Origin of the sequence: Acinetobacter brisouioides, assembly GCF_004331075.1 — a bacterium.
GTDB lineage: Bacteria > Pseudomonadota > Gammaproteobacteria > Pseudomonadales > Moraxellaceae > Acinetobacter.
Genome location: NZ_SJNX01000002.1, coordinates 23,452 through 39,333 on the forward strand (window position 1 = coordinate 23,452; position 15,882 = coordinate 39,333).

A 15,882-nucleotide genomic window follows, 5' to 3' on the forward strand; every position below is an offset into this window, starting at 1 on the left:
CCTCTAATGTTGTTCCAAATGCAGTATGACGCAGGTGCCTTGCGGCGAATTGGCAACAAAACGTAGTTCTGCCCCGATTCGCTCTGCCCGCTCCTGCATAATTTCCAAACCAAAACTGTCACTACGTTTGTTCTTTAATTGAATGCCACGCCCGTTATCACAAATACAGATTTGCAGTGTTCCTGACGTCAAATATTCAATCCGTACCTGTGCGCTTGAAGCATGTGAATGTCGCACCACATTGCTCAAACTTTCCCGAATAATGTAGAGCAGTTGCATGGCGTATTTGGCACTGACGTTCAGATGCGCTACACGATTGTCCAGTTCAAAGGAAATGCTGGACTGATGTGCAAATTCATCCATGACTTTTTTTAGTGCCGAAGCAAAATCAAGTTCTTGATAGGCTAAACGTGAAGCAGTAATCAACTCACGCGTTTGCTGATAGGCATAATGGGTATAGCTGGCAAGGTCTTCACTCAACGGTAAAAGTGCCGTGTAATTTGGCTGATTTTTGCAGAGGCTATGTAGTTGTGCTGACTTCAGGCGTAAAAACCCCAATACCTGTGCAATGCTGTCATGCAGTTCTGCGGCAAACTCACGGCGTTCTTTGAGTAAAATCGCCTGCCGTTTTTGCTGCTGTTCAATCCAGTGCTGAAAACCTTGTTGCAAGGCATCATCCAGTTGTTGTAAATGTGGCTGCATGTGCCTATCTACCACATTCACCTGTTGTACATACAAACGCCACACCACCACTTCTTGCCCAAGCACCAACAAGCGCGCCTGATGGCTCTGGATCTGTAACAGATTCTCAACTTGTGACTGAGCATAATAGGTCTGATTTAACAGTACCGACTGAATCTGATTTAAATCTTGTCGTTCAAGTTGTGTACTTTGGGCATGGTAAATAAAACATTCCTGTGTAAATGGATAACACAACACCAGGCACAATTTTGGTACATGTTGCATTGCAAAAGTGCGATCAAGCTGCTGTTGCAGGTTATGCAGTAGCTCAGGCAATTGTTGATTGGGCTGCTCAACATGGGAAATATTCAACATCAGTCGGAGCAATACCACCTCAAATTGTGCGGCAAAAAGCTGCTGTTGCAACGAGGTTTCTGCTGCATTTACACCGATTCGGCGCTTTTGCCATACCTGCGACAAAGACTGCCAAACTTTCATGGTCGTTCCGTATTGTATTGCCCAATCCACTGCATTTTTGCCCCATTTTATTCTTCATAGTTATAATTTTTGAGCATTATTCATGCCAAAATCAGTTTTTACCTCATTGGGAGTAATCATTCTGGGCAATTGTGATCTGTTTTTGAACTGGCGATATTGAAACTCATCGAGGCATGACAACAGGCAAATGAGCGTGTGGTGATGCAAGTGAGGACAACAGCGCAAAGGCAATGCATATGGGCAATTTATCACAGCATCTTTCAGTCGAAACTGAGCAGTTTTTTCATTTACAAGTAGCACTGCAACAGATTCAGTTACGGGTTGATCCGCAATCAGCAGCAATATTTGAACTCGATGCTCAAGATGACTTAGAACTGAATCTTCCAACAGGTCAAGGCATTGAAATCTTGGTGCGCAATGCACAAGGTAAAATCCAATTGCCCTTACTGCAACTGGTCAGCCCAAATGGCATTATCAGCATTGGAACAGCAGTACAAACGCTTGAACAACTTGTGCAACAAGACAGCGTTGCTCAGCGTCTTGAATACCAGTTACAAAAATTCAATATTGCTCAAACTGATTTAGAAGTGGTGCTACGTGTTCAACACACTGAGCAAGTTCGTTTTCATGCGCCTGAACCCCTTTCCGTGATTGTGCTCAATACAGGCGAAAATATGCAGGTCGATCAGCAGAATGCTATCGACGAAGTTCAAGTGATCATACATAAAACTAAAGCCCAGACCGAATATTTACCTGCTCCACTAGCACAACCCATTCAGGAGATCCGTGTCAGTAAAGCCAGTGCCAAAACCTACCAAGTCAAAGCGGGACAATGGATTCAGATTATTGATGTTTCGGGCAAGCAGTGCTCGGACTTTTTAGCTTTTGATGCCAATGCGCTGACTCAAGGTCAGGAAATTGGACTAGATGCGGTAGCAACACGCACAATACTAGGACATAGCACGCCAAGTCCAGGAATTCACTCACGCTTTTATGGCACAGACATGCAAGCCTTAGTCGAAGTGGTTCAAGACACTGTGGGACGACATGACATGTTTCTCACCGCATGTAGTCCAAAATTTTACGAAGACAGTGGCTACTTTGGACATACCTCCTGTACCGATAACTTTAACCGTATTTTAAATCCACTTGGGCTTGCTCCCAAAGCAGCATGGCCAGCCATTAATTTTTTCTACAACACTCAAGTTGAACCCTGCGGCAGCATCAGCATGGATGAGCCGTGGTCACGTGCGGGCGACTATATTTTGCTGCGTGCGCACAAAGATCTGCTTTGTGCATCATCTGCCTGCCCCGATGACATTGACCCATCCAACGGTTGGGTTCCCAGCGACATTCATGTGCGAATTTATGCCGAGTCTGAGCAATTTGCACGTTCCCAACTGTACCGTACCCATCCTGAGGAGATGCCCCGCATGACCAAACAAAGTGGCTTTCATTCCCGTATTGCCGCCCTAACCTCGCAACTGGTTGAATATCATGGTTATTGGGTGGCTAATGAGTATCATGGCTGGGGCGCCAAAGCCGAATATCTGGCGTGTCGTGAACGCGTAGCAATGATTGACTTAACAGCTTTACGCAAATTTGAAATTACAGGCCCAGATGCCGAAAGTTTCTTGCAATACATGCTGACGCGCAATGTACGCAAACTGGCAATTGGCGAAATTGCCTATTCTGCGATTTGTCTTGATACAGGCGGTATGCTCGATGACGGCACGATTTTCCGTTTGGGAGAAAACAACTTTCGCTGGGTTTGTGGCGATGAATACACAGGCACATGGCTAAAACAAAAAGCCCAGCAACTCGGATATCGGGTCAGTATTCGACATTCTTCAGATCAAATTCACAATGTTGCCGTGCAAGGGCCTCGCAGTCGCGAACTGCTCAAGCAACTCATCTGGACACCTGAGCATCAACCCAACCTCGACCAACTGGCATGGTTCCATTTTACCCTCGGACGCTTAGGCAATGCCCAAGGCATTCCCGTCATGGTTTCACGCACAGGTTATACAGGTGAACTTGGCTTTGAAGTGTGGTGTCATCCCACCCATGCCGAACAGGTTTGGGATGCGATCTGGTCGGCAGGACAAGCCTTTGAGATTGCACCGATGGGTTTTACCGCACTGGATATGCTGCGTATAGAAGCAGGTCTGATTTTTGCACAGCATGAATTTGATGCACAGACCAATCCGTTTGAAGCAGGCATTGGTTTTACCGTTCCCTTAAAAAGTAAAGAAGAAGACTTCTTGGGCAAGCAAGCCATGCAAAATCAAACCGCACAAAGTCGACATAAATTGGTGGGCTTAATCTTGGAACAAAACGAAGCTGCCGAACACGGCGACCTGATTTATGTCGATCGCTATCCTGTCGGTGTCGTCACCAGTGCCACCAATTCACCTTTACTGAAAAAACAAATTGCACTGTGTCGGGTTGCCCCGCAATACGCCAGTGCAGAGACCGCTTTAGAAGTTGGCAAGCTCGACGGGCAAAAGAAACGCCTCAAGGCCAAAGTCGTCAGCTTACCGTTTTACGATCCCGAACGCACACGGGTACGTGCCTAAGTTTTTCAATTCTCCTGATTACCAAGTGTGAACTTGGCAATCTGTAAAAAATGGACTGTTTTGTTTCGGCAAAACGCAACACATTGTGATCATTACACGAGGAGGGAGAAATATGAATTTCCGTTCTATTTCGAGCTTAGTCTTAGGTTGTTTATTGTTGTCGCCACAATTTGCTCAGGCAGCAGGAACTGTAACCTTGAACCAAACATCCACAGCATGGGTCATGACATCCATCATATTCGTCATGATTATGTTTATTCCAGGGTTGGCTTTGTTTTATGGCGGCATGCTCCGCAGTAAAAACGTCTTGTCCATCTGCACCCAGTTTTTTGCCTTTGCAGGCATTATCGGGCTGATGTGGATTACCCATATTTACAGCATGATTGTCGATACCACAGGCATGCATGACGGTACGTTTAATCTTGCTAGTTTTGTCGGTGGTTTTGACAAAGCCTTTATGCATGGTGTTACCGATCAATCTTTAATGGGTGATATCCCTGAGTACGTCACCTCAGTCTTTGGCATGACTTTCGCCATGATCACCCCAGCAATTGTGGTGGGTGGTTATGCCGAACGCATGAAATTTAGTGCCATGGTGATTTTTGTGATTTTGTGGACAACCATTGTTTATGCACCAATGGCACACATGGTCTGGGGCGGTGTCGGTTCTGCCATGCACAATTGGGGCGTGCTCGATTTTGCAGGTGGGACAGCCGTACATATTAACTCGGGTATTGCTGCACTGGTTGGTGCAATGATCATCGGACGTCGTAAAGACTGGAAAACCCAAAATATTGCCCCACACAACTTGGTCTACACATTCATTGGTGCAGGTCTACTTTGGGCAGGCTGGTTCGGTTTCAATGTCGGTTCAGCACTGGCAGCCAATGCAAGTGCTGGCTTAATCATGATGAATACCCAAGTTGCAGCTTGTGCAGGCATTGTAGGCTGGATGATCATTGAAAAAGTTCTCGACAGACATACCACGTCTCTAGGGCTTGCTTCTGGTGCAATTGCAGGTTTAGTCGGTATTACCCCAGCAGCCGCTTATGTCGGGGTGTTTGGAGCCGCTGCGATTGGGCTGATTACAGGTATGGTGTGCTTCTATGCAGTCACTCGTCTTAAAAATGTACTCAACATTGACGACTCGCTGGATGTATTTGCCTTACACGGGATTGGTGGCATGGTCGGTGGGATTTTGACAGGAATTTTTGCCTCACCGCTGTTGGGTGGCAATATTACAGGCCTAAATTTTGGCACACAGTTCATTTCACAACTTATCGGAATTGGTGTGACTGTAGTGTATAGCGCAGCATGTACATGGGGCATTTTCAAAGTGATCGAAATGACCGTTGGTTTACGTGTTTCACATGAACAGGAAGAACAAGGTTTAGATCTCAGCGACCACAACGAACGCGCTTATAACTAAACATTTTAAATAGTTTTCAATCGGGCAGAAGTACGACTTCTGCCCGATTTTTTGCGCCAATTGATTGCAATCCCCGCCTATTTCAAAGCATTTATGCACATTTTTTGTTCGTAACATATAGCTATTTCTTCATCCAGACAAGATTATTCATTAAAAACAAACCTTTGATTTATCAGTCATTATATTAAATTCACTTTTTATAAAATTTGGTACAAGAATTGCTTATAACTAAAATGAAATTAATATTCTCTAAAAGAATATTAGCAAAACCACATATTTGAATTTTTAAAACCGCATCTTCGCCTAATTTTTTGCATACAGGAAGGATCTATGATTTCCCGTTCTCTGGTTAAATTGGCTTTGGGGAGCCTGCTATTTACCCCTGTCTACGCATTTGCTGCTGATGCACCCTTCGATGCTGCATCTACGGTTTGGGTAATGATTTCTGCCATTTTGGTGCTGATCATGTTTATTCCAGGCTTGGCGCTATTTTATGGTGGCATGATTCGCGCTAAAAATATCCTGTCGATTTTTTCGCAATTCTTTGCTATCGCTGCTGTTGTCGGGATTTTATGGGTGAGTTTTGTATATAGCTTGGTTGCCGATACCACAGGCATGACTGAAGGCTCACTGAATTTGTATAGTTTTGTTGGTGGCTTAAACAAAGCCTTTATGCTTGGAATTAACGAGAAAACACTCATCGCGGGTGTACCCGAATATGTCATCGCCGTATTTGGCATGACCTTCGCCATGATTACCCCAGCCATTGCTGTGGGTGGCTACGCTGAACGTATGAAATTCAGTGCAGTGGTTTTGTTTGGTGCGCTTTGGCTGATTTTAGTTTATGGACCACTGGCACATATGGTTTGGGGTGGCGCAGGTGCAATCATGCACAACTGGGGCGTACTCGACTTTGCAGGTGGCACAGCAGTACACATTAACTCAGGGGTTGCTGCACTGGTTGGTGCATTGATTTTAGGCAAACGTAAAGGTTGGCCAACAGCATCTATGCCGCCACATAACTTGGTCTTTACCATGATTGGCGCAGCATTGCTTTGGGCTGGTTGGTTCGGATTTAATGTTGGCTCGGCACTAGCAGCCAATACCACAGCAGGCTTAGTTCTCATGACCACCATGATTGCGACTTGCGGCGGAATTGTCGGGTGGATGTTCATTGAAAAAATGATGGCAGGTCATGTCACTTCTTTAGGTTTAGCTTCTGGTGCCATTGCAGGTTTGGTCGGTATCACCCCTGCGGCAGCTTATGTTGGTGTATTTGGTGCAATTGTTATTGGTATGATTACCAGTGTTTGCTGCTTCTTCGCCGTAACAGGTCTAAAACGCAAATTTGGTTTTGACGATGCGCTTGATGTATTTGCACTACATGGTGTGGGCGGCATGATCGGTGGCATTTTGACAGGTATCTTCGCCGCACCTGCTTTAGGTGGAAATATTGCCAATTTAGCCATTGGCTCTCAAGTTGTTATCCAACTCATGGGAATTGGTTTAACTGTGGTGTACTGTGGCTTCTTCACATGGTTAATTCTAACGGTGATTGATAAAACCATTGGCTTACGCGTCAGCACCGAACAAGAACAGCAAGGGCTAGATGTCAGCGATCATAATGAAAAAGCTTATAATCCTTAATTGTTTCTTATAAGTGGCTATGCCACACTCAAGCCAATATCCGCAGTTCAACACTGCGGATTTTTTGTCTAAGGTTTTGCATATTTAAGGACACCACATGTACGTTCCTGCACAGTTTGAAGAAAAGAATTTGGATGCTTTACATGATTTAATCCGTAACAATGCCCTTGGCTGTCTGATTACACAGCACGATGGACGACTCGATGCCAATCATATTCCGTTTGAACTCTGCACAGAACCCCAAGGCTTAGGTGTTCTTACAGCCCATATTGCCCGTGAAAATCCATTATTTCAGCAACTCCAAGATCAAGAGGAGGTTTTGGTCGTATTCCAAGCTGATCAAGGTTATATTTCGCCCAACTGGTATCCTGAAAAGTTACAGCATCATCGGGCTGTACCCACATGGAACTATCGAGTGGTGCATGTTCGCGGCAGAATCCGTATCCATGATGACGAAAAATTTTTACGCGGTTTATTGGCACGCCTAACCCGCCAACATGAAGCGACTCAACCGCGGCCATGGAAAATGTCAGATGCACCCGCAGACTATATTGCCGAAGAGCTTCGCCATATTATCGGGATCGAAATCCAGATTACCGATATTCAAGGCAAATTCAAGATCAGCCAAAACCGTTCAATTGAAGACCGTCAAGGCGTGGTCAAAGGATTGGCTGAACAAGGCAATCTGGCTTTATCGCAGTCTGTACAAAACACATTGTCAGAGTAAATTTAGTCAATAAAAAACCTTTAACGTTGTAATATTGATCTGTTAAGGGTTTTTACAATAAACGCCTTAATTTGTAGGTGTTTATTTAACCTTAATTCGGTAAAAGTTTTTGCTCAACACATTAAAAATAAATGAATCATAATGACGGAGTCTTACAGTTTTGACTCATATTTCAGGATTAATCCTCCATTCAACCGGAGAAGCATCACTTCGCAAGGCTTTCGGGAAAAGTGGAATTGCCACGCAAGGGTAACCATCTAGCAAACTCAAAATATATTTTGGGGCGCTTTACTACAAAACTTGTCTACCACCATCAATCTATGATCAAATTTTTCGTAGAAAAAATCATTTGTTAAAAATCTTCTACTTCAAACAGTTACGAATGGCACTGCCGAAAATCACAAAACATTTAAAATCCAAAAAGAAAATGCCAGTCAGCTTCTTCACTGACTGGCATTATTCTAAATCTTAGAAATTCTTTGATGTTTTGCTTATGCAGCAACCGTTGCAGGCACACCACTATGGAAGCGGAAAGTATCATCAGGATCTAAGATCAGGTTTTTTTCAACTTCGCGAATATGTGCAATACGCTGCTGAATATCTTCTTCAGGTTTTTTCATTTTTGCGGTTTTTGCAACATCAAGTGCAAGCGCCAAATAATCTTCATAATGGCGTGACTCTGACTTGAGCAAATAGCGATAGTAACGCCCTAACTCTTCATCAACCAGTGGTGCTAAAGCATAGAATCGTTCACATGAACGTGCCTCTACAAATGCCCCGATAATCAGAACATCCACCAGTGCTTCAGGCTCGTAAGTGCGGATTTCTTTGCGTAGACCACCCGCATAACGCCCTGCACTCACGGCTTTCCATTCCTGACCACGCTTTGCCATGAACTCTAACACTTGTTCATAATGCAGCATTTCTTCACGGACAAGCTGTGCCAGTTTGACCTGCAAATCGGTAAAAAAACTATAACGGAACATCAGATTCATCGCTGTTCCAGCAGCCTTTTTTTCACAGTTGGCATGATCTTGCATCAATAATTCTAAATTATTCAATGCCTCATCTAACCATGCTTTAGGGGTTTCACAGCCTAAAAAACCGATGACAGGCTGCATCAACTCATCATAATCTGGCGTTGACATTATGCACTCGCTGCCTGAATTGCGGCTTTCATTTGTTGTACTGCTTGTTCCAAGCCCACAAATACGCTATCTGCAATAATCGAATGTCCGATGTTCAATTCATGAATTTGTGGAATTGCGGCAATCGGTGCAACATTGTCCAAGTTCAAACCATGCCCTGCATTCACCACCAGACCTTTTGCTGCAGCATATTCAGTACCCTGAATAATGCGTTGTAATTCGTGTTGCTGTGCTTCAGGTGTTTCTGCATCAGCATAAGCACCTGTATGCAGTTCAATAGTTGGCGCACCACATGCAACGGCTGCATCAATTTGTGCAACATCCGCATCAATAAACAAAGATACATCACAGCCAATCGCGGTGAGTTCCTGAGTTGCAGCTTTGACATGCTCAAAGTTACCAACAACATCCAAACCGCCTTCTGTGGTCAGTTCTTGGCGTTTTTCAGGTACAAAACAGACATGATGTGGCTGAATCTCTTTGGCAAATGCCACCATTTCATCGGTCACTGCCAATTCCAAATTCATACGTGTCTTCAATACTGGGCGCATGCGACGCACATCATCATCTTGAATATGACGACGATCTTCACGCAAATGTAAAGTAATTCCTTCTGCACCTGCCTGCTCACAAATCAGTGCAGCTTTGACAGGATCAGGATATTGGGTTCCACGTGCTTGTCTTAAAGTCGCGACATGGTCAATATTTACACCCAGTAAGGCAGCCATAACGTATTTCCTATTTAGTTCTGAACTTGACGATGCTGTATCCACAACTGCCGACTTTTTAAGGGTCGTTCACCCAAAAGTGCGGTTATCATTTGTCGGTAAAGCTTGGTAAGACATTGTAACTGCTGTGCAGAAAAATCCCTACCCTGAATATGTGATTGCATGCCTAAAATCATTTCACCTTGCAAGTTTGCAGGGCTATGGCTAACCGCGGGTAAAAAACCCTCATTGAGATGAAATTGATAATAGGCTTCAGGCAAAAGATCATTCTGATTAGCATCTTTTGAAAAATCAATTGCATACCCCAGTTCTTGCAATAAAACATGCTCAAACTGACGTAAAATCTGCTTTAAAAATATAGGTTTTTCTGTTTCAGTTTGCAGATTTAAATACTGTAATTTTTGCACTGCCGATGCATATTGCAAAAAACTCTGTGGCAATGCTTCTTCTAATGGACATAAACGTAAAATCAGCTCATTCAGATAAAAACCACAAAAAAAGGCATCCCCTTGAAAAAAAATGGGTTGGGACTGAATTTCCAGATGACTAAAGTTTTTTAATTCTGATTTACCAGAAGCCTGTAAGCGCAATGGCTGATATTGTGGTGGCGAATTTTGTCGCAATACACCATCTATTCGCCCATATTCTTGGCTAAAAATATGAACAATCTGGCTACGTTCGCGGTATTTACGGTGATGAATTAAATATCCATGTAAGACTTCATTACGCATGAAATTGTTTAATTTTTCTATTGATCTTTTTGTTTATCTTGTTGTTTATCTTTGTCATCATCCCCATCTGGAGTCACAGCACGTACAACTGCTGCTGTGCCTTTGACCACACCTTTGGTGGTCTTATAGGCAATCTCAACGGGAACAGTCACCAAGCTCGTAATACAGCCCTGCAATAAAATCACAGCAGCCAAAATTATTCCTACTCGCATCATGCTGTTCCCCTTATGGTAAAACGATTAGATATCGCTATAACCTAAACTTTTCAATGCACGTTCGTCATCTGACCAGCCACCCTTGACTTTCACCCAAAGCGTGAGCATGATTTTTTGCTCGAACATTTTTTCCATATCAACGCGCGCCTCCATACCAATACGCTTCAGCTTCGCACCTTTATCACCAATCACAATGGCTTTTTGACCTTGGCGTTCTACAAAAATAGTCGCATCGATATAAGTACATGCTGGCTTTAAGCGTCCAGTTTTTTCATGCACAGTTGGTTCTTCAGTACGGAAAGATTCAATTTGTACCGTTAAATCATAAGGCAACTCTTCACCGAGCTGGCGCATAATTTTTTCACGAATAATTTCACTCGCCAAGAAACGCTCAGAACGATCGGTAATTTGGTCTGGTGAGTACAATGGTGCAGAAAATGGCAAATAGCTTTCAATGGTATTGCGTAACTGATCAAGATTTGCACCGCGCAATGCAGAAACAGGAACAATTTCTGCAAATTTCATGAGCTTAGCGCGCTCTAGAATCAGTGGCAACAATGATTTTTTATCTTCAAGTGTATCGACTTTATTGATGACCAAAATCACAGGCATTTGTGCATTTTGCAGTTTCTCTAATACCAAGTCATCATTTGGTGTCCACTTATACGCATCAACGACAAATAGCACCAAATTCACATCACGTAGTGCTGAATGCGCTGCGCGGTTCATCATTTTATTGATGGCACGCACTTCTTTTTTGTGCATCCCCGGGGTATCTACATAGACTGCTTGCGATTTCTCACGCGTGTCGATTCCAATAATTTTATGACGCGTCGTTTGTGGTTTACGTGAAGTAATAGACAGCTTTTGCCCAAGCAAGTGATTCATTAGCGTCGACTTGCCTACATTCGGACGACCGACAATTGCCACAAAACCACTTCGGAAGTCAGCAGGGATCGTGGCATTTTGTGAACTAAAAAATTGATTAATCAAATCAGAATCTTCAGGGTTCACAGATTGATCGTTTGGTTGATCAGATGACATCGTCATGCTGTTTTTTGCTCCAATAATTTTAAAATTTCAGCCGCTGCAGACTGTTCTGCAAAACGTCGACTGTTACCTTCGCCCTGTGTGATTGGAAAATCTTCCACCTTGCACACCACTCTGAAGTGCTGATTGGGTGCATCACCCTGAATATCAGTCACTTCATAGACAGGTAAAGGCTTTTTGTGTGCTTGTAAATATTCTTGTAACCGAGATTTAGGATCTTTAAGTTGATCCGTTGGCTCAATATGACTGAAATAGGGTGTATACCATTTTAGAACAATTTTTTTCAGTACTTCCAAATCTGCACAATCGAGATAAATAGCACCAATAATCGCTTCAACTGTATCAGCTAAAATAGACTCACGATGGTGACCACCTGACTTTAACTCGCCTGTACTCATAATCATATACTGGCTCAGTTTCAAATCATTGGCGATTTTTCCTAAAGCTTCCTGTCTGACCAAGGTCGCTCGCATCCGCGTCAGGCGCCCTTCATTTTCATACGGATAAGCATGGTATAAATAATGTGCAATCATCATTCCCAACAATGAATCGCCTAGAAATTCTAGGCGTTCATAGTTGTATTTATGACTCACGGATCGGTGAGTTAAAGCAAGCTGTAATAACTCGGGCTGCTTAAACTCGTAACCGATTTGTTGAGCTAAGCGAATGTCACTTAGCTTGGGCTGTCCTTTGATCAAAATTTTTCTCGAAGCTTAAAACTATATCAATATTCAATAATAAATGCCGACGCACTTCATAGCGCTTCGCCACATTCAATTGTCCACCATCATTTGATACTTTGGCAATATCTCCGATCTTAAGATCATTGATATTGTTCATTGATAAACGTTCATTCATAGTAGATGCAAATTTATCCGAGCTAAGGGGGGCTGGATTATCATCTAGAACCGATTGAATTTGCTTATCAATAATATGATCATCCCAATAAGCTGGCCAAATCGCCACTACAACTTTTAGCACTATTGAAAAAATAATTAATACTAAAAGAAAAGTACTATAGGATGCCCCACGTTGAAATTTGTGCATTTTTATTATCCAAGTCGATTTTTAGTCAATTTTACCATTTCGGGAAAAACTTGGAAGATGCAAACCAGGTTCTTTATGCATCCAAACATAAAAAGCACGCCCTGTTAGGTTCTCTTCAGGAACAAATCCCCAAAAACGGCTATCGGCACTTTCATCACGGTTATCGCCCATCGCAAAATAATGTCCCTGAGGCACAGTGACATCCCAAGCCTTACCATCATTTTGCACAAAGGTTTTATTCAGATTAGCAACAAACGGAATCGCGCTCGCCTGATTGCTACTCATCGCGTAGTTATATTGTTCAACTAAAGGATCCCGTCCTTCAAGATGGCGTACCAAATGCTTGTGCGTTCCCAAAGTTTCATAGGTATATTTGGCTTCAAATGAAGATAACTGGTCTTTGTCACGTTTAAACTGCGTGACTGTAGTTGCAACAGTTTGGTTATTGATAAATAGTTTACCATCATGATAGGCCACGTGATCACCTGGCAAACCCACTACGCGCTTGATATAACTAATATTGGGTTGCAATGGATAACGAAAAACAATTACATCGCCGCGCTGTGGCTCACCGACACTTATGACTTTTTTGTTGATTAAAGGCAGTCGAATACCATAATCAAATTTATTCACCAAAATAAAATCACCCGTTTCCAAGGTTGGCACCATAGAATCTGAGGGAATATTAAATGGCTCATATAAAAATGAACGTAAAATTAACACAACTGCCAATACTGGCCAAAAATCATAAGCCCATGTAACAATGAAATGTTCATTGCCTCTTCCTTTATTCACTCTCTGCTTCAATTTTACTTTGTCGAGTAACCAAACAAAAAACAAAATCAACGTAACGGGAACGAGGATCAAATTAAAATCAAAATCCATGGACTTTTCCTAAAGACACTTACTTTTTATCGACTTGTAAAACGGCTAAGAAGGCTTCTTGTGGGATTTCAACATTGCCCACTTGCTTCATACGTTTTTTACCTTCTTTTTGTTTCGCAAGCAATTTCTTCTTACGGGATACGTCACCGCCATAACATTTTGCCAACACATTCTTACGCATTGCCTTCACAGTCGAACGCGCAATAATCTGAGCACCAATTGCTGCCTGAATGGCAACATCAAACATTTGACGTGGAATCAGGTCTTTCATCTTTTCAACTAAGGCATTACCACGGTAACGTGCGTCATTGCGGTGACAGATCATTGCCAAAGCATCGACTTTATCACCATTGATCAAGACGTCGACTTTTACCAAACTGGCACTTTCAAAGCGCACAAAGTTATAGTCCAAAGATGCGAAACCGCGTGAGCAAGACTTCAAACGGTCAAAGAAATCCATGACCACTTCCGCCATTGGAATCTCAAAAGTCACTGAAACTTGGTTACCCAAAAACTTCATATCTTTTTGAACACCACGACGCTCAATACACAGGGTCATCACATTACCCAAATACTCTTGTGGCACCAGAATATGACATTCAGCAATCGGTTCACGCAGGTCTTCAACCACTGAGCCATCGGGCATTTTCGATGGACTATCGATATAAATTGTTTCGCCTGCTTTGGTCACTGCTTCATAAATAACAGTTGGTGCAGAAGTAATCAGGTCTAAATCGTACTCACGCTCTAAACGTTCTTGTACGATTTCCATATGTAGCATACCCAAGAAGCCACAGCGGAAACCAAAACCCAGTGCATCTGAACTTTCAGGTTCAAAAAATAATGCAGAATCATTAATTTGAAGCTTTTGTAGTGCTTCGCGGAATGGTTCAAAGTCACTTGAATCAATTGGGAATAACCCTGCATATACCTGTGGTTTAACTTTCTTGAAACCTGGCAATGAAGCCACTTCAGGCGTAGAAGACAAAGTAATGGTATCACCCACTGGCGCACCAAAAATGTCTTTAATCCCTGCAATCACGAAGCCCACTTCACCTGCTTCAAGCATATCTGTTTCAGTATGTTTCGGGTTAAAAATACCCACAGACGTCACGATATGGGTTTGCCCTGTTGATTTAATGAGCATCTTATCGCCTTTACGGATACGTCCTTCTTTAATCCGTACCAACGACACTACACCTAAATAATTATCAAACCAAGAATCGACAATTAATGCCTGTAAAGGTGCATTACGATCACCTACTGGTGCTGGAATAATATCCACCAAGGTTTCTAAAACCTGATCGACACCTACACCTGTTTTTGCTGAGCAAGTTGGCGCATGTGTGGCTTCAATTCCAATAATTTCTTCAATCTCGTGAATGACACGCTCAGGCTCAGCCTGTGGCAAGTCAATTTTGTTCAGGATCGGTAAAACTTCCAGACCTTGCTCAATCGCAGTATAACAGTTTGCAACGGATTGTGCTTCAACACCTTGTGCTGCATCTACAACCAGCAAAGCACCTTCACACGCAGCCAAAGAACGTGAAACTTCATAAGAAAAGTCTACATGTCCTGGCGTATCAATAAAGTTAAGCTGATATTCCTGACCGTTTGGATGGGTATAGTACAGTGTTACTGAAGCTGCTTTAATGGTAATCCCACGTTCACGTTCAAGCTCCATAGAGTCTAAAACCTGAGCTTGCATTTCACGCTCTTGCAAACCACCGCACATTTGAATGAAACGGTCTGCCAGCGTGGACTTACCGTGGTCGATATGCGCAATAATAGAAAAATTACGTATGTTTTTGATATCAACAGATTTTTTAGCTTGCGCCATGGGCTACCTTAAGAAATTAAAAATCGCTATGTACGCTAAAACGCATGTTGTACACAGCACAAACCGTTAACGAAATTGCGAGGATTATAGCAGATGGATATTTTAAAGTATCCATTATTTAAGCCACTAGAGATGATTCGATGAAAAATTAAGAAGCTTCTGTTTTATCTGAAAAATCATATGGGTTAATTTGCGAATCTAAAGGCTGATAGGCATTTAAAAATGTTGGTGACATGCGTTTTGGACGACCCGTAGCAATTTCAATACATGTCCACTTGGTTTTGGCTAAAAAAATCAGCGATTGGTCTTTGACTCTAAAAAAAGCATATTCGCGAAATGAATACATTGCATTTAAATCTGAGAACCATGTTCTTAAAATGAGTTGATCCCCAACCATAGCGGCTTTACGGTATTGCATTTGATGTTCAACTGCAACCATAGCATGTTTCATTTGCAGATATTGCTCAAGCCCAACACCTAGTGCCTGAATATGTGCATGCGCAACATCCTGCATCCAGCTCACATACACTACGTTATTGACATGTCCAAGTAGGTCAATATGTTCAGGCTGAACCTGTATTTCCAAATCAAAAAAAGTCGTCATGTCCCTAGCAACATCATGCAATCATCAAAGTGAGTATTTTGCTACACTGTTTACAGCTTCTGCAAGAATTGAA

The 15,882-nt window shown here is 42.7% G+C and carries 15 protein-coding genes; 4 read left to right on the forward strand and 11 right to left on the reverse strand.

Translation table 11 applies throughout. From position 1 onward, the window contains the following. Positions 1-3: 3 nt before the first annotated feature. Positions 4-1,179, reverse strand: a complete 1,176-nt coding sequence (locus tag E0H77_RS02945) for a sensor histidine kinase (protein ID WP_131374871.1) — start codon at positions 1,177-1,179, stop codon at positions 4-6. 236 nt (positions 1,180-1,415) lie between these two features. Between E0H77_RS02945 and E0H77_RS02950 the strand changes: the two genes are divergently transcribed. The 4 genes from E0H77_RS02950 (at position 1,416) to E0H77_RS02965 (ending at position 7,561) form a co-directional block, all read left to right on the forward strand. Further along, positions 1,416-3,758 (forward strand): DUF1989 domain-containing protein, encoded by a 2,343-nt coding sequence (locus E0H77_RS02950; protein WP_131374873.1) that lies wholly within the window; start codon positions 1,416-1,418, stop codon positions 3,756-3,758. A 112-nt stretch (positions 3,759-3,870) separates the two neighbouring features. Then, entirely contained in the window at positions 3,871-5,187 is a 1,317-nt protein-coding gene (locus E0H77_RS02955) for an ammonium transporter (protein ID WP_131313205.1), read from the forward strand. Positions 5,188-5,517: 330 nt separating this feature from the next. Then, positions 5,518-6,834, forward strand: a complete 1,317-nt coding sequence (locus E0H77_RS02960; protein ID WP_131374876.1) for an ammonium transporter — start codon at positions 5,518-5,520, stop codon at positions 6,832-6,834. A gap of 97 nt (positions 6,835-6,931) precedes the next feature. Continuing rightward, complete coding sequence (locus E0H77_RS02965; RefSeq protein ID WP_131374878.1) at positions 6,932-7,561, forward strand: FMN-binding negative transcriptional regulator; 630 nt, start codon at positions 6,932-6,934, stop codon at positions 7,559-7,561. A 491-nt stretch (positions 7,562-8,052) separates the two neighbouring features. On the opposite strand, the gene E0H77_RS02970 is transcribed toward E0H77_RS02965, so the two are convergent. The 10 genes from E0H77_RS02970 to E0H77_RS03015 all read right to left on the reverse strand — a co-directional run bounded on the left by E0H77_RS02970 (position 8,053) and on the right by E0H77_RS03015 (position 15,809). Beyond that, positions 8,053-8,709, reverse strand: a complete 657-nt coding sequence (locus E0H77_RS02970; protein ID WP_045793330.1) for a MiaE family protein — start codon at positions 8,707-8,709, stop codon at positions 8,053-8,055. Next, positions 8,709-9,437, reverse strand: coding sequence for a pyridoxine 5'-phosphate synthase (gene pdxJ, locus E0H77_RS02975; RefSeq protein WP_131374879.1), 729 nt, complete (start codon positions 9,435-9,437; stop codon positions 8,709-8,711). The genes E0H77_RS02970 and pdxJ overlap by 1 nt, the downstream gene beginning before the upstream one ends. Positions 9,438-9,451: 14 nt before the next feature. Next, entirely contained in the window at positions 9,452-10,168 is a 717-nt protein-coding gene (gene recO, locus E0H77_RS02980; protein ID WP_131374881.1) for a DNA repair protein RecO, read from the reverse strand. 17 nt (positions 10,169-10,185) lie between these two features. Then, a complete protein-coding gene (locus tag E0H77_RS02985) occupies positions 10,186-10,383 on the reverse strand; it encodes an NF038104 family lipoprotein (protein WP_131374883.1) in 198 nt (65 codons plus the stop codon). A 24-nt stretch (positions 10,384-10,407) separates the two neighbouring features. Continuing rightward, entirely contained in the window at positions 10,408-11,427 is a 1,020-nt protein-coding gene (gene era, locus E0H77_RS02990; protein WP_131313576.1) for a GTPase Era, read from the reverse strand. Positions 11,428-11,429: 2 nt separating this feature from the next. Next, complete coding sequence (gene rnc / locus E0H77_RS02995; RefSeq protein ID WP_131313209.1) at positions 11,430-12,131, reverse strand: ribonuclease III; 702 nt, start codon at positions 12,129-12,131, stop codon at positions 11,430-11,432. Beyond that, positions 12,103-12,480: a DUF4845 domain-containing protein gene (locus E0H77_RS03000; protein ID WP_131374885.1), complete on the reverse strand. Its 378-nt coding sequence runs from the start codon at positions 12,478-12,480 to the stop codon at positions 12,103-12,105. Before E0H77_RS03000 ends, rnc begins: the two co-directional genes overlap by 29 nt. Positions 12,481-12,501: 21 nt before the next feature. Then, positions 12,502-13,365, reverse strand: a complete 864-nt coding sequence (gene lepB / locus E0H77_RS03005; RefSeq protein ID WP_131374887.1) for a signal peptidase I — start codon at positions 13,363-13,365, stop codon at positions 12,502-12,504. A gap of 19 nt (positions 13,366-13,384) precedes the next feature. Further along, entirely contained in the window at positions 13,385-15,205 is a 1,821-nt protein-coding gene (lepA, locus tag E0H77_RS03010; RefSeq protein ID WP_131374889.1) for a translation elongation factor 4, read from the reverse strand. A 148-nt stretch (positions 15,206-15,353) separates the two neighbouring features. Beyond that, entirely contained in the window at positions 15,354-15,809 is a 456-nt protein-coding gene (locus E0H77_RS03015) for an acyl-CoA thioesterase (RefSeq protein ID WP_131374891.1), read from the reverse strand. Positions 15,810-15,882: the final 73 nt, after the last annotated feature.

Excerpts from the sequence above, each read along its gene's own strand:
- E0H77_RS02945 (WP_131374871.1), bottom strand. The coding sequence starts at position 1,179 with ATGAAAGTTTGGCAGTCTTTGTCGCAGGTATGGCAAAAGCGCCGAATC.
- E0H77_RS02950 (WP_131374873.1), top strand. The coding sequence starts at position 1,416 with ATGGGCAATTTATCACAGCATCTTTCAGTCGAAACTGAGCAGTTTTTT.
- E0H77_RS02955 (WP_131313205.1), top strand. The coding sequence starts at position 3,871 with ATGAATTTCCGTTCTATTTCGAGCTTAGTCTTAGGTTGTTTATTGTTG.
- E0H77_RS02960 (WP_131374876.1), top strand. The coding sequence starts at position 5,518 with ATGATTTCCCGTTCTCTGGTTAAATTGGCTTTGGGGAGCCTGCTATTT.
- E0H77_RS02965 (WP_131374878.1), top strand. The coding sequence starts at position 6,932 with ATGTACGTTCCTGCACAGTTTGAAGAAAAGAATTTGGATGCTTTACAT.
- E0H77_RS02970 (WP_045793330.1), bottom strand. The coding sequence starts at position 8,709 with ATGTCAACGCCAGATTATGATGAGTTGATGCAGCCTGTCATCGGTTTT.
- pdxJ (WP_131374879.1), bottom strand. The coding sequence starts at position 9,437 with ATGGCTGCCTTACTGGGTGTAAATATTGACCATGTCGCGACTTTAAGA.
- recO (WP_131374881.1), bottom strand. The coding sequence starts at position 10,168 with ATGCGTAATGAAGTCTTACATGGATATTTAATTCATCACCGTAAATAC.
- E0H77_RS02985 (WP_131374883.1), bottom strand. The coding sequence starts at position 10,383 with ATGATGCGAGTAGGAATAATTTTGGCTGCTGTGATTTTATTGCAGGGC.
- era (WP_131313576.1), bottom strand. The coding sequence starts at position 11,427 with ATGTCATCTGATCAACCAAACGATCAATCTGTGAACCCTGAAGATTCT.
- E0H77_RS03000 (WP_131374885.1), bottom strand. The coding sequence starts at position 12,480 with ATGCACAAATTTCAACGTGGGGCATCCTATAGTACTTTTCTTTTAGTA.
- lepB (WP_131374887.1), bottom strand. The coding sequence starts at position 13,365 with ATGGATTTTGATTTTAATTTGATCCTCGTTCCCGTTACGTTGATTTTG.
- lepA (WP_131374889.1), bottom strand. The coding sequence starts at position 15,205 with ATGGCGCAAGCTAAAAAATCTGTTGATATCAAAAACATACGTAATTTT.
- E0H77_RS03015 (WP_131374891.1), bottom strand. The coding sequence starts at position 15,809 with ATGACGACTTTTTTTGATTTGGAAATACAGGTTCAGCCTGAACATATT.